Source organism: Pseudomonas sp. GW821-FHT01C01 (assembly GCF_059422645.1).
Genome location: NZ_JBWKXF010000043.1, coordinates 14,220 through 36,538 on the forward strand (window position 1 = coordinate 14,220; position 22,319 = coordinate 36,538).

24 protein-coding genes are annotated in these 22,319 nt (G+C 60.3%); 13 read left to right on the forward strand and 11 right to left on the reverse strand.

The features are described from left to right. Nucleotides 1–23 precede the first annotated feature (23 nt). Entirely contained in the window at nt 24–911 is an 888-nt protein-coding gene (locus AC07XF_RS21805; RefSeq protein WP_495028129.1) for a cytochrome c oxidase subunit 3, read from the forward strand. 81 nt (nt 912–992) lie between these two features. On the opposite strand, the gene AC07XF_RS21810 is transcribed toward AC07XF_RS21805, so the two are convergent. After that, on the reverse strand, nt 993–1,196 hold the full coding sequence (locus AC07XF_RS21810) for a twin transmembrane helix small protein (RefSeq protein ID WP_007969817.1): 204 nt from the start codon (nt 1,194–1,196) through the stop codon (nt 993–995). Between the two features lie 71 nt (nt 1,197–1,267). On the opposite strand from AC07XF_RS21810, the gene AC07XF_RS21815 reads away from it, so the two are divergent. From AC07XF_RS21815 to AC07XF_RS21835, 5 genes are read left to right on the forward strand one after another with little or no spacing between them, the layout of a single operon-like run. Next, nucleotides 1,268–2,008 (forward strand): SURF1 family protein, encoded by a 741-nt coding sequence (locus AC07XF_RS21815; protein WP_495028130.1) that lies wholly within the window; start codon nt 1,268–1,270, stop codon nt 2,006–2,008. Next, on the forward strand, nt 1,974–2,567 hold the full coding sequence (locus AC07XF_RS21820) for a PA_0111/PP_0108 family redox-active disulfide protein (RefSeq protein WP_495028131.1): 594 nt from the start codon (nt 1,974–1,976) through the stop codon (nt 2,565–2,567). Before AC07XF_RS21815 ends, AC07XF_RS21820 begins: the two co-directional genes overlap by 35 nt. 10 nt (nt 2,568–2,577) lie before the next feature. Next, the gene (locus tag AC07XF_RS21825; RefSeq protein ID WP_495028132.1) at nt 2,578–3,648 is read left to right on the forward strand and encodes a COX15/CtaA family protein; all 1,071 of its coding nucleotides are present in this window, start codon (nt 2,578–2,580) and stop codon (nt 3,646–3,648) included. Further along, nucleotides 3,636–4,535: a heme o synthase gene (cyoE, locus tag AC07XF_RS21830; protein WP_495028133.1), complete on the forward strand. Its 900-nt coding sequence runs from the start codon at nt 3,636–3,638 to the stop codon at nt 4,533–4,535. Before AC07XF_RS21825 ends, cyoE begins: the two co-directional genes overlap by 13 nt. Then, the gene (locus AC07XF_RS21835) at nt 4,532–5,167 is read left to right on the forward strand and encodes an SCO family protein (RefSeq protein WP_495028134.1); all 636 of its coding nucleotides are present in this window, start codon (nt 4,532–4,534) and stop codon (nt 5,165–5,167) included. Before cyoE ends, AC07XF_RS21835 begins: the two co-directional genes overlap by 4 nt. 167 nt (nt 5,168–5,334) lie before the next feature. On the opposite strand, the gene AC07XF_RS21840 is transcribed toward AC07XF_RS21835, so the two are convergent. The 7 genes from AC07XF_RS21840 to zur all read right to left on the reverse strand — a co-directional run bounded on the left by AC07XF_RS21840 (nt 5,335) and on the right by zur (nt 10,969). Next, nucleotides 5,335–6,105, reverse strand: a complete 771-nt coding sequence (locus AC07XF_RS21840) for a MetQ/NlpA family ABC transporter substrate-binding protein (protein ID WP_495028135.1) — start codon at nt 6,103–6,105, stop codon at nt 5,335–5,337. Nucleotides 6,106–6,165: 60 nt separating this feature from the next. Further along, complete coding sequence (locus AC07XF_RS21845) at nt 6,166–6,840, reverse strand: methionine ABC transporter permease (RefSeq protein WP_008002212.1); 675 nt, start codon at nt 6,838–6,840, stop codon at nt 6,166–6,168. Next, nucleotides 6,840–7,847: a methionine ABC transporter ATP-binding protein gene (locus tag AC07XF_RS21850; protein WP_495028136.1), complete on the reverse strand. Its 1,008-nt coding sequence runs from the start codon at nt 7,845–7,847 to the stop codon at nt 6,840–6,842. Before AC07XF_RS21850 ends, AC07XF_RS21845 begins: the two co-directional genes overlap by 1 nt. Before the next feature lie 319 nt (nt 7,848–8,166). Next, a complete protein-coding gene (locus tag AC07XF_RS21855) occupies nt 8,167–8,883 on the reverse strand; it encodes a PA5502 family lipoprotein (RefSeq protein WP_495028137.1) in 717 nt (238 codons plus the stop codon). Nucleotides 8,884–8,920: 37 nt separating this feature from the next. Continuing rightward, nucleotides 8,921–9,709 carry a zinc ABC transporter permease subunit ZnuB gene (znuB, locus tag AC07XF_RS21860; RefSeq protein WP_495028138.1) on the reverse strand — a complete coding sequence of 263 codons (789 nt, stop codon included), beginning with the start codon at nt 9,707–9,709 and terminating at the stop codon, nt 8,921–8,923. After that, nucleotides 9,702–10,487, reverse strand: a complete 786-nt coding sequence (gene znuC / locus AC07XF_RS21865) for a zinc ABC transporter ATP-binding protein ZnuC (protein ID WP_007989407.1) — start codon at nt 10,485–10,487, stop codon at nt 9,702–9,704. Before znuC ends, znuB begins: the two co-directional genes overlap by 8 nt. Beyond that, nucleotides 10,487–10,969 (reverse strand): zinc uptake transcriptional repressor Zur, encoded by a 483-nt coding sequence (zur, locus tag AC07XF_RS21870; protein ID WP_495028139.1) that lies wholly within the window; start codon nt 10,967–10,969, stop codon nt 10,487–10,489. Before zur ends, znuC begins: the two co-directional genes overlap by 1 nt. Nucleotides 10,970–11,035: 66 nt before the next feature. On the opposite strand from zur, the gene AC07XF_RS21875 reads away from it, so the two are divergent. Then, entirely contained in the window at nt 11,036–11,956 is a 921-nt protein-coding gene (locus tag AC07XF_RS21875) for a zinc ABC transporter substrate-binding protein (RefSeq protein ID WP_495028140.1), read from the forward strand. Between the two features lie 109 nt (nt 11,957–12,065). Here the strand turns inward: AC07XF_RS21875 and AC07XF_RS21880 are convergent, their stop codons facing one another. Both AC07XF_RS21880 and AC07XF_RS21885 read right to left on the reverse strand, forming a co-directional pair. Beyond that, complete coding sequence (locus AC07XF_RS21880; protein ID WP_495028141.1) at nt 12,066–13,016, reverse strand: homoserine kinase; 951 nt, start codon at nt 13,014–13,016, stop codon at nt 12,066–12,068. A gap of 60 nt (nt 13,017–13,076) precedes the next feature. Next, a complete protein-coding gene (locus tag AC07XF_RS21885; RefSeq protein WP_007989414.1) occupies nt 13,077–13,364 on the reverse strand; it encodes a DUF2782 domain-containing protein in 288 nt (95 codons plus the stop codon). Between the two features lie 74 nt (nt 13,365–13,438). Here AC07XF_RS21885 and polA point away from each other — a divergent pair, with 74 nt between their 5' ends. Beyond that, the gene (polA, locus tag AC07XF_RS21890; protein ID WP_495028142.1) at nt 13,439–16,243 is read left to right on the forward strand and encodes a DNA polymerase I; all 2,805 of its coding nucleotides are present in this window, start codon (nt 13,439–13,441) and stop codon (nt 16,241–16,243) included. 408 nt (nt 16,244–16,651) lie between these two features. Here polA and yihA read toward each other — a convergent pair whose 3' ends face one another. Further along, complete coding sequence (gene yihA / locus AC07XF_RS21895) at nt 16,652–17,296, reverse strand: ribosome biogenesis GTP-binding protein YihA/YsxC (protein ID WP_008002192.1); 645 nt, start codon at nt 17,294–17,296, stop codon at nt 16,652–16,654. A gap of 191 nt (nt 17,297–17,487) precedes the next feature. Here yihA and AC07XF_RS21900 point away from each other — a divergent pair, with 191 nt between their 5' ends. The 5 genes from AC07XF_RS21900 to AC07XF_RS21920 all read left to right on the forward strand — a co-directional run bounded on the left by AC07XF_RS21900 (nt 17,488) and on the right by AC07XF_RS21920 (nt 22,230). Further along, entirely contained in the window at nt 17,488–17,778 is a 291-nt protein-coding gene (locus AC07XF_RS21900; RefSeq protein ID WP_495028143.1) for a c-type cytochrome, read from the forward strand. Nucleotides 17,779–17,823: 45 nt separating this feature from the next. Then, nucleotides 17,824–18,453: a c-type cytochrome gene (locus tag AC07XF_RS21905; protein ID WP_495028144.1), complete on the forward strand. Its 630-nt coding sequence runs from the start codon at nt 17,824–17,826 to the stop codon at nt 18,451–18,453. 200 nt (nt 18,454–18,653) lie between these two features. Beyond that, a complete protein-coding gene (locus tag AC07XF_RS21910) occupies nt 18,654–19,295 on the forward strand; it encodes a thiol:disulfide interchange protein DsbA/DsbL (RefSeq protein ID WP_495028145.1) in 642 nt (213 codons plus the stop codon). 14 nt (nt 19,296–19,309) lie between these two features. Next, complete coding sequence (locus tag AC07XF_RS21915) at nt 19,310–20,188, forward strand: endonuclease/exonuclease/phosphatase family protein (protein WP_495028146.1); 879 nt, start codon at nt 19,310–19,312, stop codon at nt 20,186–20,188. Beyond that, nucleotides 20,185–22,230: a GGDEF domain-containing protein gene (locus AC07XF_RS21920; RefSeq protein ID WP_495028147.1), complete on the forward strand. Its 2,046-nt coding sequence runs from the start codon at nt 20,185–20,187 to the stop codon at nt 22,228–22,230. Before AC07XF_RS21915 ends, AC07XF_RS21920 begins: the two co-directional genes overlap by 4 nt. Nucleotides 22,231–22,319 lie beyond the last annotated feature (89 nt).

Genomic DNA, 22,319 nt, shown 5'->3' on the forward strand with positions numbered 1-22,319 from the left:
GTGCCCGATAAGGAGAACAATAAATGGCAACTCATGAACATTATTACGTTCCCGCCCAGAGCAAATGGCCGATCATCGCCACGCTCGGCATGGTCACCACCGTGTACGGCCTGGCCACCTGGTTCAACGATCTGAAAGCGGCACGCCCCGAATCCCACGGGCCGCTGATCTTTTTCGTCGGCGGACTGCTGCTGGCCTACATGCTATTCGGCTGGTTCGGCACGGTGATCAAGGAAAGTCGCGGCGGTTTGTACAGCGCGCAAATGGATCGCTCGTTTCGCTGGGGCATGAGTTGGTTCATTTTCTCGGAGGTGATGTTCTTCATCGCCTTTTTCGGCGCGCTGTTTTATGTGCGTCACATCTCCGGCCCGGCTCTGGGCGGTGAAGGCGCCAAAGGCATCGCGCACATGCTGTGGCCGAACTTCCAGTTCACCTGGCCGCTGCTGAGCAACCCCGACTCGAAATTGTTTCCGCCGCCCAAGGAAGTCATCAGCCCCTGGGGCCTGCCGCTGCTCAACACCGTGTTGCTGGTGAGCTCCAGCGTGACCGTGACCATCGCCCACCACGCCTTGAAAAAGGGCCATCGCGGTGCACTGAAACTTTGGCTGGCGCTCACCGTATTGCTCGGCTGCGCGTTTCTCACCTTCCAGGCCGAAGAGTACATGCACGCCTACCACGAGCTGGGCCTGACCCTGGGCTCGGGCATCTACGGCGCGACGTTCTTCATGCTCACAGGGTTCCACGGCGCCCACGTGACCATCGGCACCATCATCCTGTTCGTGATGCTGATGCGGATCATGCGCGGGCACTTCGACATCGATCACCAGTTCGGCTTCGAAGCGGCGAGCTGGTATTGGCACTTCGTGGATGTGGTGTGGATCGGGTTGTTCGTTTTCGTCTACGTACTGTAGGAGCGAGCTTGCTCGCGAAGGTGTGTCAGTCGAAATCAACGTGTCTGACACACCATCGCCAGCAAGCTGGCTCCTACACGGCTACCAGGGGGCATGAGAAACCAGTTGGCCGCTGAAAAAACCCCAGGTGATCAGACCGAGGGTAATGGCGGCCAGCGTGACGCGCACACTCAAGGCAATGACGAGGCGGTTTGAGCGGCTGTCGTCCTTGACCAGAAAAAACAGGCCGCTGAACAGGCTGACAACCGTGGCAATCAGCATCAGGACGATGGCTGCTTTGAGCATGGTGAGACTCCGGGGGGACAAGCGATGCATTTGAGTATAGCTATCGCGATGACCGACTTTCTGGCGATGCCATGAAGCGCTTTCGGCCGGGTATCGTGCCAACGCTGGTGGTGGCGCTGTTGCTGCCGTTGCTGGTGTCCCTGGGGTTCTGGCAATTGAGCCGGGGCGCAGAGAAAAGCGCACTGCTGCAAACCTACGCCGAGCGCCGGGCCGCCGAGCCGATGGCCAGCACCGAGCTGCAACACACCCAGGATCCGGCCTTTCGCCGGGTGCGCCTGCATGGCGAATTCGATGCCGCCCACAGCCTGTTGCTGGATAACCGTCAACGCGACGGCAAGGTCGGGGTCGAACTGCTGCAGCCGTTCCAGGACCGGGCGACCGGGCTCTGGCTGTTGGTCAATCGCGGCTGGCTGCCCTGGCCGGACCGGCGCACCCCACCGCAATTCACAACGCCGAATCAAGCCTTGGGTCTTGATGCCTGGGTGTATGTCTCTCCCGGTGCCGCCTTCCAGTTGCACGCCGACCCCGACAGCACAACCTGGCCGCAACTGGTGACCGCTGTTGACCCGGCCAGGCTCTGGGCCGCGCTCAATCGTGACGGCTTTGCCTTTGAACTGCGCGCCGAAACCGGCCCTGCCACCTATCAGGCCGACTGGCCGGTGGTCGCCACGGGCCCGGAAAAACACATCGCTTATGCCGTGCAGTGGTTCGCCATGGCGATTGCCCTGTTCGGTCTTTATCTCTATCTCGGCTGGCACAACGCAAAGGAGAAACACCATGGGAGCGGCCATGAATCCACCCAGCATGTCTGAGGCGAAACCGCCGGTGAACCGGCGCAAGGGCCGCTTGCAACTGCTGCTGATACTTTTCGGGGTGATCGGTCCGATGATCCTCGCCACCGGCATGTACAAGCTGAATTTCTGGGTGCCCGAGGGCCGCAGTTATCACGGCGAACTGATCGGCAACGGCCAGACCCGCGCCGATATCGGCGTGCAGGCACAGGACGATCACTGGCAGATGCTGGTGACGGCGCCCAAGGATTGCGCGGTGGACTGCCAGCAACTGGTGTACCTGGCGCGGCAGATCCAGATCGGCCTTGGCCGCGATGCATCCCGCGCGAGCCATGCCTTGGCTGCCGCGCAGACGCTGAACAGCGATTACGAGACTAAACTTCAACGCGAGTACCCGCAGTTGCAGCGCTATTCACTGGACTTGCCGACCTACATTAAAGGCGCTCAGGGCAATGACGCGCCGCACCTGTGGATCATCGACCCTCACGGCAATCTGGTGCTGCGCTACGACCCGTCGGTGAAGGGCAAGGACCTGCTCAACGACCTGCGCCACCTGCTGAAACTGTCGAATATCGGATAAGGGCACCGTCATGGCCAAACCTGGATTTCGCCTCGCGTTGTTTGCCACCTTGCTGGCACTGATTGTGGTGTTGCTCGGCGCCTATACCCGCCTGACCCACGCAGGCCTCGGCTGCCCGGACTGGCCTGGCTGCTACGGCTTCATCAGCGTACCGAAAAGCGAAGTCCAGCTGGCCCATGCCGAATTGCATTTCCCGGACGCTCCGGTCGAGGCCCACAAGGGTTGGAACGAGATGATCCACCGCTACTTCGCCGGCACGCTGGGGATGTTGATCGCGGTGTTGGCCGGTCGCGCATGGGTGCATCGTCGCCATCCGGGGCAACCGGTGAAGTTGCCCTTGTTCATATTGGCGGTGGTTTTTGGCCAGGCCGCGTTCGGCATGTGGACGGTAACGCTCAAACTCTGGCCGCAGGTAGTCACCGGGCATTTGCTGGGCGGCTTCGCGACCTTGAGCCTGTTGTTTCTGTTGACCTTGCGCCTGTCCGGCGTACTGCCGGCGCTGACCGTGCCACGACGTTTGCAGTACTGGGCGACGGCGGGGCTGCTGCTGGTGATCGGGCAAATCGCCCTCGGTGGCTGGGTCAGTTCCAATTACGCCGCCGTGGCCTGCATCGACTTTCCGACCTGTCACGGCCAGTGGTTGCCGCCCGCCGACTTCGCCAACGGCTTTCACCTGACCCAACACATCGGCCCGAACTATCTTGGCGGGCAACTGGACAGCGACGCCCGCACGGCCATTCACCTGACCCATCGCATCGGCGCGTTGCTGGTCACCCTGGTATTGCTCGGTCTGGCCTGGCAATTGAAGGCGGTCGGCATGACGCGCCTGGCAGGCCTGGTGCTGGTCGCCCTTGGCGCACAAATCGCCCTGGGCATCAGTAATGTGCTGTTCCATCTGCCGCTGCCGGTGGCCGTCGCGCATAACGCGGGCGGCGCGGCGCTGTTGCTGACCATGGTGCTGGTCAATTACCACGCCCGAACCAGTCTGGTCCGGGTCAAGCAAGCGCGCTGGCACTTCAGCCCGCGTAAACACTCAGCCGGGCCCATAACAATAAAAGGAGAGATGCCATGGCGATTCTGATCGGCGCACGTCCCAGTCAGGCGATCTGGCGTGACTACCTGGAACTGACCAAACCCAAAGTCGTGGTGCTGATGCTCATCACTTCACTGGTGGGGATGTTCCTCGCAACGCGCGCCGGGGTGCCGTGGACGGTGCTGATCTTTGGCAACCTGGGCATCGCCTTGTGTGCCGGTGGCGCCGCGGCGGTCAATCATGTGGTGGACCGGCGCATCGACGCGGTGATGGCGCGCACCCACAAACGGCCGCTCGCCGAAGGCCGGGTTTCGCCGACCGCCGCGTTGACGTTCGCGCTGGTATTGGCAGCCCTCGGGCAAGCCATGCTGCTGGCGTTTACCAACCCGCTGACTGCGTGGCTAACTCTCGCCTCGTTGCTCGGCTATGCGGTGATCTACACCGGATTCCTCAAGCGCGCGACTCCGCAGAACATTGTCATCGGTGGTCTGGCCGGTGCCGCGCCGCCATTGCTCGGCTGGACTGCTGCCACCGGTCACGTCAGCGCCGAACCGCTACTGCTGGTGCTGATCATCTTCGCCTGGACCCCGCCGCATTTCTGGGCACTGGCGATTCATCGCAAGGAGGAATACGCCAAGGCCGATATCCCGATGCTGCCCGTCACCCACGGCGAGCACTACACCAAGATTCATATCCTGCTTTATACCTTCGCGCTGCTTGCCGTCAGCCTGATGCCTTATGTGATCCACATGAGCGGTATGCTCTACCTGGTATGTGCGCTCGGGTTGGGCGCGCGATTTCTGCAATGGGCCGTGGTGTTGTACCGTGGCACTCGGCCGCACGCGGCGATCGGCACGTTCAAGTACTCTATTTATTACTTGTTCCTGCTGTTTATTGCCCTGCTCGTAGACCACTACTTACTGTTGAACCTATGACTCGAACCCAGAAAACCGTCTTCATTCTCGTCGCCCTGATCGCGCTGATCCTGGGCCTGACCATCAACAAGGTACTGTCCGGGAAAAACCAGGGTGATCCGACGGCGCTGATCGACGCCGGCATCATTTTGCTGCCGCAGAGCCGTCATCTGCCGGACGTGACGATGACCAATCAGGACGGCCAGCCGGTCATGATCAATGAGTTGAAAGGTAAGTGGAGCCTGCTGTTCTTCGGCTATACCTTCTGCCCGGACATCTGCCCGACCACCCTCGCCCAACTGCGCCAGATCAAGAGCGAGTTGCCGCCAGAAGCCGTGGATAAGCTGCAAATCGTGCTGGTCAGCATCGACCCCAATCGCGATACGCCCAAGCAGCTCAAGCAGTACCTGGGCTACTTCGACCCGCAATTTATCGGCCTGACCCCGGCGTCGACCGATGAGCTGCAAAAGGTCGCCAACGCGGTGAGCATTCCATTCATTCCGGCGGACACCAACAAACCGAACTACACCGTCGACCACAGCGGCAACCTCGCTGTGCTCGGGCCGGATGGCACGCAGCGCGGGTTTATCCGGGCACCGTTGAATAATGCGAAGCTGGTGGCGCAGTTGCCGGTGATGCTCAAACGTAATTAAGCGCCACAATCCCTCTGTAGGAGCGAGCTTGCTCGCGATGGAGTGTCAGTCGACATTGCAGTGGCTGACACACCTTCGCGAGCAAGCTCGCTCCTACAAGGGGCCGTGTTTCAGGCATAAAAAATGGGGCGCATTCAATGCGCCCCATTTTTTTTTGCCGAATCAGATCAGAACGCCGGCACCACAGCGCCTTTGTACTTCTCGAGAATGAAGGCCTTCACTTCCGGGCTGTGCAGGGCCGCCACCAGTTTCTTCATCGCTTCGCTGTCCTTGTCATCCGGGCGAGCCACCAGGATGTTCACGTACGGCGAGTCGCTGCCTTCGATGACCAGCGCGTCCTTGGCCGGATCGAGCTTGGCTTCCAGCGCATAGTTGGTGTTGATCAGCGCCAGGTCGACCTGGGTCAGCACGCGCGGGATGGTCGCGGCTTCCAGCTCACGGATTTTCAGGTCCTTGGTGTTCTCGGTGATGTCCTTCACGGTCGACAGGATGTTGTTCGAATCCTTTAACTTGATCAGGCCGGCCTTGGCCATCAGCAACAGTGCACGGCCGCCGTTGGTGGCATCGTTCGGGATCACCACGTTGGCACCGCCAGGCAGTTCAGCAATGGTTTTGTACTTGCTGGAGTAAGCGCCCAGGGGCTCCAGGTGCACGCCGGCCACGGAAGCCAGATTGGTGCCCTTGGCCTTGTTGAATTCATCGAGGTACGGCTGGTGCTGGAAGAAGTTGGCGTCCAGGCGCTTTTCCGCGACCTGCACGTTCGGCTGGATGTAGTCGGTGAAGACTTTGACCTTCAGGTCCACACCTTCTTTGGCCAGGGCCGGCTTCACGAATTCGAGGATCTCGGCGTGTGGTACCGGGGTGGCCGCGACGGTCAGGGTTTCAGCGTGGGCAGAGAACGCGGCGACGGCCGCGAAGGCCACGAGTAGTTTTTTCATTCAGCTAACTCCTTGTGAGGCGCCCGTTTGGCGCCTGCCAGCGAATGGCCGGCTCATGTCTTACTTACGGGAAAAGTGGACGACCAGTTTGTCGCCAACGGTTTGCAGTACCTGAACCAGTACCAGCAGCAACACCACTGTCACCACCATCACATCGGTCTGGAAACGCTGGTAACCAAAGCGGATCGCCAGGTCACCCAGACCACCAGCGCCGACGACACCGGCCATTGCCGTGTAGGACACCAGTGTAATGGCTGTCACCGTAATCGCCGCGAAGATGCCCGGACGAGCCTCTGGCAGCAAGGCATTGGTGATGATCTGCCGCGTGGTTGCACCCATGGCCTGGGTCGCTTCGATGATGCCGCGATCCACTTCACGCAGGGCGGTTTCTACCAGGCGCGCAAAGAACGGCGTGGCCCCCACTACCAGCGGCGGGATCGCCCCCGCGACACCGAGGGACGTGCCGGTGATCAACACGGTGAACGGAATCATCACGATCAACAGGATGATGAACGGCAGCGAACGCAGAATGTTCACCACCAGCGACAACATCGCGTAGACGCCTTTGGCTTCCAGCAACTGGCGCGGGCTGCACAGGAACAGCAGCACGCCCAGTGGCAAGCCGAGCAGTACAGTGAACAACAGCGAACCGCCGAGCATCAGCAAGGTGTCGCCAGTGGCCAGCCAGATTTCGAACCAGTCGATATTGGCGAAGAAACTTGTCAGGGCTTCCATTAGCGCAGCACCTCCATGTGGACGTCGGCTGCGGTGAAGCGGGCAAAGGCCGCTTCCATGTCACCGCCAGTGACAGCCAGGGTCAGTTGCCCGTAAGGGATGTCTTTGATGCGGTCGATACGACCGGCCAGGATGCTGTAGTCCACGCCGGTTTCGCGGGCGACGGTGCCCAGCAACGGCGCGTAGGTCGCTTCGCCCTGGAAGGTCAGACGCACGATGCGCCCCGGCACGTGAGCGAAATCGTCACGCTGTTCGCTTTCGTCGATCTGCTCGTCTTCCTGCACGAAGCGCTTGGTGGTCGGGTGCTTCGGATGCAGGAACACCTCGGCCACCGAGCCTTGCTCGACGATCACGCCGGCGTCCATCACCGCGACCTGGTCGCAGACCCGGCGGATCACGTCCATCTCGTGGGTGATCAGGACGATGGTCAGTTTCAGCTCGCGATTGATCTCGGCCAGCAATTGCAGGACCGATGCAGTGGTCTGCGGGTCGAGGGCGCTGGTGGCTTCGTCGCACAGCAGGATTTTCGGCTTGGTTGCCAGGGCGCGGGCAATGCCCACACGCTGCTTTTGCCCGCCGGACAATTGCGCCGGGTACTTTTTCGCGTGGTCGGACAAACCGACCCGCGCCAGCAGCTCGGCCACGCGCGAGTCGATCTCGCCGCGCGACAATTCGCCGGCCAGGGTCAGTGGCAGCGCGACGTTGTCGGCCACGGTCTTGGAGGCCAGCAGGTTGAAGTGCTGGAAAATCATCCCGACCTGCTGACGGAAACGGCGCAGGCCGTTGGCATCGAGCGCGGTGACTTCTTCACCGTCGACGGTGATCTTGCCGCCGCTGGCGTTTTCCAGGCGATTGATCAGACGCAGCAGGGTACTTTTTCCTGCACCGGAATGACCGATCAAGCCGAATACCTGCCCGTTCTCAATCGTCAGACTGGTCGGATGCAGGGCGGGGATTTCCTTACCGGCGACGCGGTAGGTTTTGTGGACGTTTTGAAACTCGATCACGTAGCGAACCTTGTGGGGCGCGTTAGAAAAGGATCAGCGGTTAGCCGGGCGCGCATTTTAGCCTGTCCGTATAGAGGTTCTTAGCATTTATTTCGCATTTGTCCTGTCATTTGGCAATAACGCGATCAAAGGTGAGAAAAAAGGAATGGCCAAGTTTGGGAGAGGGAGGCGAAGGCCAGGGCGATTCAGGTCTTAGAGCTTTACTGCCAGACAGGACGCCTTCGCGGGCAAGCCCGCTCCCACACTGGATTTGTGTCGAACCCCCCCAGTTGTGTTCACAACCAATCAAATGTGGGAGCGGGCTTGCCCGCGAAGCTTTTCAGGGTTTACGCGGGCTCAGAACCATCTGCGCCGGAACACTGCGCAAAATTTGCCGCTCCAGCTTCAGATCAAACTGAGGATCGAGCTTGTTCACCCGTTTGGTCAGCAAATTAGCCAGCCAAGGGTAATCGTTGGTGCGCGGAGCCTGAATGCTCACGTCGCACTGGAAATTCACCACATCGGCGGCGATGGCATCCAGTTGGCGACGCAGTTTGCCCATATCGTTGATGTTCAGCACGACCGTGGTGCTTTCAGCCGACAGATCGATGACCTTGGCTTTGGGCTTGGCTTCGGCAGCCTTGAGGGCGGCTTCAGCTTTTTCCAGCTCGGCCTTGCGCGCCTGGGCAATCGAGCCGTTGACGCCGCCTGTCAGCGCCGGTGCCTTGGGCATCAACGAGCGGGCACGGCTCAGGGCGGTCGCGGCGGCATCCACGTCACCCTTTTGCAGCACGATCTGGCTGCGGCGCAGGTACGCTTCGGCGAGTTGCCGCTGGTATTGCTCAAGGGAAGCATCGTTAGGCGATTCGGCCTGCAAGGCTGCCAATTGGTCTTCGGCGGTGGCCAGTTCATCGCTGGCGATGTTTTGTTCCAGCTGTACGATGGCCGCGGCCCGTGCATCGGCGGCCTCGGTGGCCGCCGGTGGCGTGCTTTGGCAGGCGCCCAGCAGCAAAGAAAAAGCGACAAGGAGCAGATAACGGGAGGCGAACGACTTCATTCCTGCGACTCTCTATTTGCGCAAAAAACGAGCAAGTCTACACCCCTCGACGGGGCAGAACAAAACTCAGCAGAAACAGCGCGGCGGCGGTCACTACAATCGACGGGCCGGCCGGGGTGTCCTTGAACCAGGACAGCGCCAGCCCGCCACACACGGCGAGTATGCCCAGCAGGCTCGCGCCCAGTGCCATCTGCTCCGGCGAGCGGGCGTGACGTTGTGCCGCAGCGGCCGGGATAATCAGCAATGAAGTGATCAGCAATACGCCGACGATTTTCATCGCCACGGCAATCACCACGGCGATCAGCAGCATTAGCGCCAGGCGCAACCCCGCCACAGGCAAACCTTCGACCCTGGCCAGTTCTTCATGCACGGTGATCGCCAGCAATGGGCGCCACAACGCAACCAGCAAGACCAGAACCGCAGCGCTGCCGCCAAGAATCCAGGCCAGATCGGTTGGACTGATCGCCAGCAGGTCGCCGAACAGATAGGCCATCAGGTCGATCCGCACTTCGTGCATGAAGCTTAGTACCACCAGGCCCAGGGAGAGCGTGCTGGGTGCGAGAATTCCCAGAAGTGTGTCGGACGCCAGCGGCTGGCGTTGTTGCAAAGTCACCAGCAACACTGCCAACAGCAAGCAGCCAACGGTCACGGCAACGGTCGGGCTGACATCCAGCAGGAAGCCCAGGGCCACGCCGAGCAATGCGGCGTGGGACAGGGTGTCGCCGAAATAGGCCATGCGCCGCCAGACCACGAAAGACCCCAACGGGCCTGCGACGACGGCCAGGGCCAGACCTGCAAGCAGGGCGTAGAGCAGAAAATCAGCCATGCTTGCAGCTATCTCCGTGAACATGGGGTTGGCCCGAAGCGGGCGCCTTGACCACCGAGCCATGCAAGTCGTGGGCGTGGTCGTGATGGTGGTGATAAATCGCCAGGCTTTGTGCGTTTTTTCCGAACAGCTCGACGAAAGCCGGATCGCCGCTGACCTGCTCGGGATGGCCTGAACAGCAGACGTGACGATTGAGGCAAACCACCTGATCTGTGGTGCTCATCACCAGATGCAAATCATGGGAAACCATCAGCACACCGCAACCGTGGCGGTCGCGCAGACGGGTGATCAGGCTGTACAGCTCGGCCTGGCCGGCCACGTCGACACCCTGTACAGGTTCGTCGAGCACCAGCAGTTCCGGTTCGCGCAACAAGGCCCGGGCCAGCAACACGCGTTGCATTTCGCCACCGGAAACGCTTTGCACCGGGCTGTCGATCACCTGTTCGGCGCCGACTTCCTTGAGTGCCGCCAAGGCCATCGCCCGGTCCACGCCCGGCACCAGGCGCAAGAAACGCAGAACCGAGAGCGGGAGGGTCGGATCGACGTGAAGTTTTTGCGGCATGTAACCGACCCGCAGTTTCGGCTTGCGCCAAACGCTGCCGCTGTCCGGTTTCAACAGGCCGAGAACGGCACGCACCAGGGTGGTTTTGCCGGCGCCGTTGGGGCCGATCAGGGTCACGATCTGCCCCGGCTCGACGCTCAGCTCAATGTTGTCCAGCACCGGTTGCCCGGCGAACGTGACCGCAACCTGTTCAAGACGGATCAGCGCGTTGCTCATCAAGCCCCCTGGCAACCCGAGCAGAGACCGATCACTTCGACGGTCTGGCCTTCGACGATAAACCCGACATCCCTGGCGCTGGCGATGATCGCGTCGCTGATGGATTTTTGTTCGAGCTCAATGGCGGCGTGGCACTGACGGCAGATCAGGAACTGACCCTGGTGAGCATGTTCCGGGTGATTGCAGCCGATGAAGGCGTTGAGCGAGGAAATCCGGTGGACCAGGCCGTTTTCCAGCAGGAAATCCAGCGCGCGATACACCGTCGGCGGCGCGGCGCGGCGACCGTCCTGCTCGCTGAGGACCGCGAGAATGTCGTAGGCACCCAGGGGCTTGTGGCTTTGCCACACCAGTTCCAGCACCCGCCGGCGCAATGCGGTCAGGCGCAGGCCTTGACGTGCGCACAGGGCGTCGGCCTCGGACAAAGCGCTGTGAACGCAATGTGAGTGGTCGTGGGGACGGCTGGCAATCGGTGTTTTTAGCATGAGCGGCGACGAGTTTTGTGAGAGACGTTATTATGTTACCCGTTCTCGCCTCTTCGAGTGGTCATCGTGTCCCGACTTTTTTCTATCTTTGTCGCATTTATCGCAAGTTTTCTGCTGATCGGTTCGGCGCAGGCCGAGGTCAAGGTCCTTACCAGCATCAAGCCTCTGCAGTTGATCGCCGCGGCAGTACAGGACGGCGTGGCGATTCCGGAGGCTTTGCTGCCACCCGGAGCCTCGCCACATAACTATGCGTTGCGCCCCTCCGATGTGCGCAAGGTGCAATCGGTGGACCTGCTGTACTGGATCGGCCCGGACATGGAAGGTTTCCTGCCACGTGTGCTCAATGGTCGTACGCTGCCCAGCGTTGCCGTGCAGGATTTGCCGGGCATGAAACTGCGCCGTTTTGCCGAAGATAGCCACTCCCACGCCGAAGAAGCCGACGAACACGACCACGATCACCGTCCGGGCAGCCTGGATGCGCACTTGTGGCTGTCACCGGTTAACGCCCGGGTCATCGCAGCGAAAATGGCGGCTGACCTGAGTGCCGCCGATCCTGACAATGCCGTGCGTTATCAGAGCAATCTGAAAGCCTTCGACGAACGTCTCGATGCGTTGGATGCGCGCCTGAAGAAACGCCTGGCCGATGTTCAGGGCAAACCCTACTTCGTGTTCCACGAAGCGTTCGATTACTTCGAAGACGCCTACGGCCTCAAGCACGCGGGTGTGTTCAGCGTCGCAGCCGAAGTGCAACCCGGTGCCCAGCATGTCGCGGCGATGCGCGCGCGTTTGCAGGAAGTCGGCAAGACCTGCGTATTCAGCGAACCACCACTGCGTCCGCGCCTGGCAGAAACCCTGGTGGCGGGTTTGCCGGTGAAGCTGGCTGAATTGGATGCGCTGGGCGGGTACACGCCGGCGACTGCCCAGGGCTATGAGCAGATGCTGGAAAAGTTGGGGAACGATCTGGCGGGGTGTCTGGAGTCGCTTTAATTAATGCAATAACCCTGTGGCGAGGGAGCTTGCTCCCGCTGGACTGCGCAGCAGGCCTAAAGAAGGAGTCGCTTCGCAACCCAGCGGGAGCAAGCTCCCTCGCCACAATTTAAAGAGCGAAAGGCAACGGTGTACTGACCGTCTGCCGTTGCGCCAGGCGCAACTGGAACTCCATCGGATCGTGAATCAGCACATCCTGCCCGGCAAACGACTCCGCCGCGATCAGGCGTGACAACCAGAACCGTACGCAAGCCACCCGCAGCATGGTCGGCCACAACTCGGCTTCGGCAGCGGTGAACGGGCGCAAGGCCGCATAAGCGCCCAGCAAGGCCCGCGCTCGCGGTCCATCGATCACGCCATCGTCGTCCGAACACCAGTCGTTCAAGGCAATTGCCACGTCGTAGAGCATCGGCCCGGAGCAGGCGTTGTAGAAATCGATCAGCCCGGTCAAGTGGGTGCCTTCGAACATCGCGTTGTCGCGGAACAGGTCGGCGTGAATGTTCGCTCGCGGCAGTGCCAGGATTTTTTCTTTCTGCCGGGTGATTTCTTCCAGTGCCCGCTGCAGCAGGTCTTTCTGCTCGGCACCGAGGTGCGACAGGAACTGCGTGCCCTCTTCCAGCATCCAGTCCAGACCGCGATCGGTTTTGCGCTTGATCATGTTGGCCTGGGTCGCCAGGTGCAGATGGCCGAGCAACTCACCAACCTGCGCGCAATGTTGCGCGTTGGCTTGCTTGATGTGCTTGCCGGCCAGGCGCGGTTGCAGCAACGCAGGTTTGCCCGCCAGTTCGCGCAAGGCCACGCCGTCGGTGGTGCGCAAGGCGTAAGGCACCGGCAGGTCGGCGCCGTGCAGCACGTCGAGCAGTTCGATGAAGAACGGCATTTCCTGAACCGGACCGCGCTCGACCAGGGTCAGGACAAATTCGCCCTGCTCCAGGCTGATAAAGAAATTGGTGTTTTCGCTACCGGCGGCAATCCCCTGGAAATCAAGCAGGCGGCCGAGGCCATAAGGGGCGAGAAAAGCTTCCAGCTCGGGCCGAGCCAGGGGGGTGAACACAGACATGTTTAAACTGCCAGTACGGGCGCTGCTATTGAGCCAGCGCCGATTAAAGTTAAGGACGACTTACCACTTAAAAATTTCCCACGCCGGAATCAGCATATCCGGGTAATCAGAGCGGATGAAGTTACCTTCTGATCCGTCGGCGCGTACCAGGAAATACGGCTTGCCGCCTTTGGGCGTGACTTTGATCGCATACAGAAAGCCGTTTTGGCGGTATTCCTGGATGAGCTTGTCCCCTTCCGTGCGGATCGTGACATCTGGTTCCGGTGTCGGCGCATCGTCCGCCGCCATGACGGCCAATGGGGCGATTGCAAACAAGCCAGCCAGCAACAGGCGATTTGGTGTGCGCATGATAACCTTGTCCCTTTGTCGTCAACGGTCCCGCTATTCTAGCGCCGGACCCGCCGAAAAGGTTGATCCTGCTCATGAGCCAAGCCCCCCTCGTCCTGGTGGACGGTTCTTCTTACCTGTACCGCGCCTTTCACGCGCTACCACCGCTGACCACATCCAAAGGCCTGCCGACCGGTGCGGTCAAGGGCGTCTTGAACATGCTCAAGAGCCTGCGCAAGCAATATCCGGACAGTCCGTTCGCCGTGGTGTTCGACGCCAAAGGTGGGACTTTTCGCGATGACATGTACGCCGAATACAAGGCCAACCGTCCGAGCATGCCTGACGACATGCGCGTGCAGATCGAGCCGCTGCACCAGAGCGTGATCGCCCTGGGCTTCCCGCTGCTGTGCGTCGAAGGCGTCGAGGCCGATGACGTGATCGGCACCCTGGCCCGCAGCAGCGCGGCGGCGGATCGTCCGGTGATCATCTCCACCGGTGACAAGGACATGGCGCAACTGGTCGACGGTCACATTACCTTGGTCAACACCATGACCGGTAGCAGCATGGACGTGGAGGGCGTGAAGGAGAAATTCGGCGTCGCTCCCGAGCAGATCATCGATTATCTGGCGCTCATGGGCGATTCTTCCGACAACATTCCGGGTGTTCCGGGTATCGGTCCGAAGACCGCTTCAGGCCTGCTGGTCGGTGTGAATGGCGGCCTCACCGAACTCTATGCGCAGCTCGACATCGTGCCAACCCTGCCAATTCGTGGCGCCAAGACCCTGCCGGCCAAGCTCGAAGAGCACAAGGAAATGGCCTTCCTTTCCTATCAGCTGGCGACCATCAAGGTCGACGTGCCGCTGGACATTGGCCTCGATGACTTGCAAATGGGCGCGGAAGATCCGGCGAAACTCTACGAGTTGTACACCCTGCTGGAGTTCAAGAGCTGGCTGAACGACCTTGATCGCGACGCCAAACGCCTGGAACTGAGCGCTGCCGCCGAGCCTGCACCGGCCGCCGATCTGTTCAGCGAATCAGAGGCCGAAGCACCGGTCGCCGCTGCTGAAGCTGCCTATGAAACCATCCTCGATCAGGCGCGTTTCGATGCCTGGCTGGAAAAACTGAACAACGCCAAGCTGTTTGCCTTCGACACCGAAACCACCGGCATCGACGCGCAGCAGGCGCAACTGGTGGGCCTGTCATTCGCGGTTCAGGCCAACGAAGCGGCCTACATCCCGTTGACCCATTCCTACATCGGCGTACCGCAGCAGCTGGATCGCGACACAGTCTTGCGCGCGCTCAAGCCGATTCTGGAAGACCCGAACAAGCTCAAGGTCGGCCAGCACGCCAAGTTCGACATGAACATCCTGGCCAACTGCGCCATCGGCGGCGATCAGGACAACGGTATTACCGTGCGTGGCATTGCCTTCGACACCATGCTTGAGTCCTACGTGCTCAACTCCACGGCCACGCGCCATGACATGGACAGCCTCGCGCAGAAGTATCTGGACCACACCACAGTGAGTTTCCAGGACATCGCCGGCAAAGGCGTGAAACAGCTGACGTTCGATCAGATCGCCCTGGAGCAGGCCGGGCCTTACGCCGCCGAAGATGCGGATATCACCTTGCGTCTGCACCAGACCCTGTTTGAAAAGCTCTCGGCCATTCCGAGCCTGGCCAGCGTGCTGACTGACATTGAAATCCCGCTGGTGCCGGTGCTGGCGCGAATCGAGCGCCAGGGCGCATTCGTCGACGCCGCCCTGCTGGGCGTGCAAAGCATCGAACTGGGCGACAAGATGGTGGCTCTGGAGCGTGAGGCCTTCGAGATTGCCGGCGAGGAATTCAACCTCGGTTCGCCCAAGCAACTTGGCGTGATCCTTTACGAGAAGCTTGGCCTGCCGGTATTGAAGAAAACCGCCAAGGGCCAGCCGTCCACTGCCGAAGAAGTGCTGGCCAAACTGGCGGAAGACGAGTATCGATTGCCCAAGGTGCTCATGGAATACCGCACCATGAGCAAGCTGAAAAGCACCTACACCGACCGACTGCCGGAGCAGATCAACCCGCGTACCGGGCGGATCCATACCTCGTATCACCAGGCGGTGGCATCCACCGGGCGGCTGTCCTCCAGCGATCCGAACCTGCAGAACATTCCGGTGCGCACTGCCGAAGGGCGTCGCATCCGCCAGGCCTTCGTGGCCCCGACCGGTTACAAGCTGCTGGCGGCGGACTACTCGCAGATCGAGTTGCGGATCATGGCGCACCTGTCACGGGATGAAGGGCTGATGAATGCCTTCCGCCACAATCTGGACGTACACACCGCGACCGCCGCGGAAGTGTTCAAGGTCGAACTGGCCGACGTGACCTCCGATCAGCGCCGCAGCGCCAAGGCGATCAACTTCGGCCTGATCTACGGCATGGGTGCGCAGAAACTCGGCAAGGACATCGGCGTCGACACCAAGACCGCCAAGGCCTACATCGATACGTACTTCGCCCGGTATCCCGGCGTTCGCCAGTACATGGACCGCACGCGTGCCCAGGCCGCCGAGCAAGGTTATGTCGAGACGTTCTTCGGGCGTCGCCTGTACCTGCCGGACATCAATTCCAACAAGCCGCAAGAGCGTGCCGCCGCCGAGCGCACGGCGATCAACGCCCCGATGCAAGGCACCGCTGCGGACATCATCAAGAAAGCCATGGTCGCGGTGGACAACTGGCTGACCGTGTCTGGCCTCGACGCCAAAGTCATCTTGCAGGTGCACGATGAATTGGTGCTTGAGGTGCGTGAGGATCTGGTCGACCAGGTTCGCGATGAAATTCGCGTGCACATGAGCGAAGCCGCGAAACTGGATGTGCCGTTGCTGGTCGAAGTGGGTGTTGGAAATAACTGGGATGAGGCTCACTGAGCCTTCTTCTTGTAGGAGCGAGCTTGCTCGCGATGGAGTGTCAGACACATCGATTTCGACTGAAATTCCATCGCGAGCAAGCTCGCTCCTACAGAAAAATATCGTGTTCTGCTGCGGCATAGTGCCGCGGCAGAAGGGCAAACAGCTTAGTCCGGAAGGCTATTAGAGTTATTTCAAAGCTATTTGAAAAAAATCTGAACTAATCTTGCGAACCACCACTCAGAGTTACTGAATGGCTGGTGAAGCCCTTCGATGCTCCTATGTTGTGTTAAGTGTTGGCAGATATCTGGACCCCGCCCTAGCGGTCTAGAGCTTGAACCCCGGAACTTCCCCCTCCCCATAAGAAGTCCGGGGTTTTTTTTGCCTGCAGAAAACTGCCTGGGGGACGTCCCAGACAGTTTTCGTGGCTTATTGGGCTTCTACCTCGGCACCCTTGTCCGCCAGCTCCATCCAGCCTGCCAGCACTGTGTAGGCATCTTCCAGGCCCATACGTTTTGGGGCCGAGAACAGCTGAATTGTCACGAGATCGCCCCAGCCCTTGCGGATTTCCGCCTGAACCTTGAGCAGCGTGTTCTTGGCCGCGCCATAGGTCAGCTTGTCCGCTTTGGTCAGCAGAATGTGCATCGGCATGCCGGCAGCCACGGCCCAGTCAAGCATCAGCAGGTCGAAATCGGTCATCGGATGGCGGATGTCCATCATCAGGATCAGACCTTTCAAACTCTCGCGACCACCCAGATACGCTTCCAGGTGACGCTGCCAGTGTTGCTTGAGCGGGATCGGTACTTTTGCATAACCGTAGCCCGGCAGGTCGACCAGACGGCGTTCATCGTCTAGCTTGAAGAAGTTCAACAGCTGTGTGCGCCCCGGTGTTTTCGAGGTGCGCGCCAGGCTGGCATGAGTCAGGGTGTTCAAGGCACTCGACTTGCCGGCGTTGGAACGCCCGGCGAAGGCGACTTCGAAGCCCTCGTCATCCGGACATTGGTCGACTTTGGCGGCGCTGAGCATGAAGGTGGACTGTTGGCACAGACCGAGGATGGGATTCTTGAGTTGCATGGGATTTCCGATGTGGGCGGCGCCAGGAATGGGCGCGGCAAGCAGTGTCGCTTCCGTTTCAGTGACGCCAGTATATAATGCCGCAGATTTTGTGTGCGCTTTGTCCCAGCGTAGGATGAAGTTCACGAGAGCGACAGACCTTGATTGCGCACTAGAACGCAGCACGCTCTCAACCCTGAAAAGGTCGTTTTATGACGAAATGGCTGCTAGCTGCCGGTGTCTTGATGCCGCTTTACAGCGCTCAGGCTACACAGGATCCGGAAGCTGTGTACAACCGTGTTTGTGGTGCCTGTCATTCCGGCCAACTACCCATGGCGCCCCAAAGAGGCGATCAGGAAGCTTGGACGCCGAGGTTGGCGAAAGGTATGGAGACGCTGGTGCAACACGTGACCCAGGGTTTCAAGGCGATGCCGCCGCGTGGTTTGTGCATGGACTGCAGTGCCGAGGATTACCAAGCCATCATCCTTTGGATGAGCGAGTAAGCCCGGTCCATAACTCTTAACCCTTAGCCGTAGTTGGATTAGCTGATGAAGAAATTGATCGTGAGTCTGCTGTTGACCGTGGGCATCTCCGGCATGGCCCATGCTGCAGGTGAGCCAGTACAACCTGGTGACAAAGCAGCCGGCCAGGCAAAAGCCGCCGTATGTGGCGCCTGCCACGGCCCGGATGGCAACAGCATGGCGCCAAACTTTCCAAAACTGGCGGGGCAGGGTGAACGTTACCTGACCAAGCAGTTGCACGACATCAAGTCGGGCAAGCGCACCGTTCTGGAAATGACCGGTCTGCTGACCAACCTGAGCGATCAGGACCTGGCGGACATCGCGGCCTACTTCGCCAGCCAGAAAGGCAGCGTCGGTGCCGCCGACGAGAAGCTGGTCAAGCGCGGTGAGAATTTGTTCCGTGGCGGTGACCTGACCAAGGGCCTGCCAGCCTGCACCGGCTGCCACTCGCCAAACGGCGCAGGTAACGCACCCGCCGGTTTCCCGCACCTGGGTGGCCAGCACGCTCAGTACATCGCCAAGCAACTGACCGATTTCCGCAAGGAAGACGGTGGCCGCAACAACGACGGCGACACCAAGCCGATGCAGAGCATTGCCAAAAAGCTGAGCGACGAAGACATCGCCGCGGTGTCCAGTTACATCCAGGGCCTGCACTAAGGCCGGCGGATCGGGCGTTGAGCGGGGTACATATCGCTTGCAACGTTAACGCTCGATTAATCCGTCACAGCAAGTATAAAAAGGGTGGCTTTGGCCGCCCTTTTTTGTGGCCGCTGCCGTTACACTACAGAACTCAAGCCCGCCAGAATCTGTCTGAAAACAAGTCGCGCGAGGCGATAAAATTTGTCCAGGAGTAAAGCATGCGTAATCTGATCATCAGCGCCGTTTTTGCCGCTGCCAGCCTGTTTGGCATGACTGCCCAGGCCGCTGAAGCCCCCGCCGCACCTTTTGTCGAACTGACCAATCCGGTTCCGGTCGCCGTGCCTGGCAAGATCGAAGTGGTAGAGCTGTTCTGGTACGGTTGCCCGCATTGCTATGCCTTCGAGCCAGTGATCAATCCCTGGGTCGAGAAACTGCCTTCGGACGTGAACTTCGTGCGCATCCCTGCCATGTTCGGTGGCCCGTGGGATGCTCACGGCCAGATGTTCCTGACCCTTGAAGCCATGGGTGTCGAGCACAACGTTCACGCCGCGGTATTCAACGCGATTCAGAAAGAACACAAGAAACTGACCGACAAGAATGACATGGCCGACTTCCTCGCTACCCAGGGCGTGGACAAGGACAAGTTCATCGCGACGTTCGACTCTTTCGCTATCAAAGGTCAGATCATCAAGGCTCGTGAACTGGCCAAGAAGTATGAAATCTCCGGCGTTCCTACCATGATCGTCAACGGCAAGTACCGCTTTGACGTAGGCTCCGCCGGTGGTGCCGAAGAGGCCCTGCAACTGGCCGACAAACTGATCGACAAAGAGCGAGCGGCTAACAAGGCTGCCGCCAACTAAGGGCAGTCACTGCCATGCGCCGATGGGGTACTGAACGCGTCGTTGGCCTGCATGATCCGCGGGTCAACGAGCATCACCTGGAGTCCTCGGGCCTGCCCGCAGACAGTCGTCTGCGCTTGCTCAGTTTCAATATCCAGGTCGGCATCAGTACCGAGCGCTATCGGCATTATCTGACCCGGGGCTGGCAGCATCTGCTGCCGCACACCGGGCGTGCCGACAATCTGCAGAAAATCGGCAATCTGCTGGGCGACTTCGATCTGGTCGCCTTGCAGGAAGCCGATGGCGGCAGCCTGCGCTCAGGCTACGTCAATCAGGTCGAACACCTGGCCCAGCTCGGCGCCTTTCCCTACTGGTATCAACAACTCAATCGCAATCTCGGTCGCCTTGCCCAGCACAGCAATGGCGTGCTCAGCCGATTGCGTCCGTGGGCAATTGAAGATCATCCGTTGCCGGGGCCCAAAGGTCGCGGAGCCATTCTGGTACGTTTCGGCGAAGGCCCGGAAGCGCTGGTGGTGGTGATGATGCACCTGGCGTTGGGCGCCCGTGCGCGTAGCCTGCAACTGGCCTATATCCGTGAGTTGATTGGCGATTACAAACACCAGGTACTGATGGGCGACATGAACACCCATGCCAGTGACCTTCTGCAAAACTCCGCGTTACGTGACCTCGGCCTGCTTGCACCGCAACTGGAGGCGACGTTTCCCAGCTGGCGCCCGCAGCGCTGCCTGGACCATATCCTGCTGAGCCCGAGCCTGACCCTGGAAAAGGTCGAGGTGCTGGCACAGCCCATTTCCGATCACCTGCCGGTCGCGGTAGAGATTCGTCTGCCGGGTTCGCTCACGGCTGATGCATTGCCCGCGTTGAGTCCTGCCCTTCGCGGAACCCATGAATGAGCGACGAAGCACAGCGCTGGAAAGAGAAATACCTCAAGAGCATCGAACAACAGGAAAAGCTCGAACGTCGCTGGGACGCGCGGCTCGACTTGCTGCGTCGTGGGCTGGTGCGCAGCACCCTGGCGGCGGAAGGTACGGACCGCGCCGTTGACCAATGCATGAAGGAAATGCGCGAGGTCGTGCGCACCGATGACATGGACGCCGGCCTGGCCGCCCTGATTCCGCGCCTGGAAAAAGCCGTGCTCGACTCCGAGCAGCGTCGGGAAACCCGGGTCAACCAGACCAGTGCCGCCCTGACTGCGCTGGTCACTCAACTGCAAACATTGCCGCTGCCACGGGATGTGAGCCGGCCGCTCAAGAGTTTCGCCAAGCAACTGGATGCGCGGGTCAGTCAGGCACGTGAGATACCGTTGTTGCTCAGCGAGCTGAGTGGCTTGCAAGGCAAGGCGCTGAGCCAGTTGGAGACTCCGACGGAGCCCGGTCGACCGGGCTTGCTGCAGCGATTGTTCGGCGGTCGTGAAGTGGAGGAGACGGCCACATCGCCTGCCCAGGCCTGCGCCTCGCCGTCTGTCGAAGCGGTGGCGCCGCCTGTTGCCGAGAGCCCTGCGGCAATCATCGAGTCGGCCCCGGTCGTGATTGAACCGACAGTCTCCGAGGTCCCCACTGCCAAACGCGCTGAAGCAGAACTTTCTCCGACCGAACCACTCGTGGTTGCGCCTGATCCGGCAATCGTGACCTTTGCACCAGCGGCCGCGGAGCCTCAGCCAGCCAGCATTTCAGAAGTGCAAACCGGGGCCGAAATCGAACCGGTCGAACAATCCGCTTCGCAAACCAGCGCGACTGTCCCCGAGCCGGAAGCGAACCCCGACGAGCTGACCGCGCAAATATCGCCGGATAGCCTGCCCTTGGCGGAGATTGCGACTGAGGGCGTGGCCGTCGTCGATCATGCGCCCGAACACGATATTCTCTACGCGCTCCCGGACTCCCCCGAGCCTTCCTACAGCTCGGTGGCCAGTCACATCGAAGACACGCTGCTGGGGCTGCTCGACGATCTGACATTGCCCGAGCGGCATCGCCCGCAAGCCGAATCCATGCGCGATCGTCTGAAAAACGGCTTGAACTGGTATGAATTGCTACCGATTCTCGATGATTTCGCCACGTTGATGCTGGCCATTACCGACAGCGGCCAGCATGAGTTCGAAGCCTATCTGCAACGACTGAACGAGCGCCTCGAAGCCTTCCAGAGCAACTTGCAGGCTGCCACCGCAGGACACGCCGACAATCGTTCGGCAGCGCGGCAGATGGACACGCAGATCCGCGAACAGGTCGATGGCTTGCAAAGCAGCATGCAGGAAGCGGCAGACCTGGATGATCTCAAGCACGTCCTGGAAAACCATCTCGAAGGCTTGCTGGGCACGATGGACCAGCACCAGAAGCAGCGCGATGAGCGCGAGCAAGAGGTCGCTGCGCGCCTGCACAGCCTGGCCGAGCGGGTCGCCCATATGGAGCAGGAGGCCCTGGGTTACCGCGAGCACCTTGAAGAGCAACGGCAGAAGGCTTTGGTCGACCCCCTGACTGGCCTGCCCAACCGCGCGGCCTGGAGCGAGCGCCTGGATCATGAAGTCAAACATTGGCAGCAACATGGCAACACGCTGCTGTTGGCCATGCTCGACCTCGATCATTTCAAGCGCATCAACGATAACTACGGGCACCTGGCAGGTGACAAAGTGCTGAAAATCATTGCCAGCGTGTTGCGCAAACGTCTGCGCGGGACAGATTTCATTGCCCGGTTTGGCGGCGAAGAGTTTGTGCTGTTAATGCCATCGACGGTGCCGGCGGCGGGGCTGAAGCTGCTGGAAAGCTTGCGTGCCTCCATCGAGGCCTGTCCGTTCCACTTCAAGGGGGAGCCGGTGACCATCACCGTTTCTATCGGAATGACGGCGTTCAGGCCGAGTGAGCACGGCGATCAGGTGCTTAAAAGAGCCGATCAGGCGTTGTATCGGGCAAAAAATGCCGGTCGCAACCGGGTGGAGCCGGGCTGATCATTATTTGTTCGATTTGGTTTAATTCCATGGGATTGCCGTCAGCTCGCAAGGCATTACGTTACACTGTTGCATTATCGTCTTGTGTG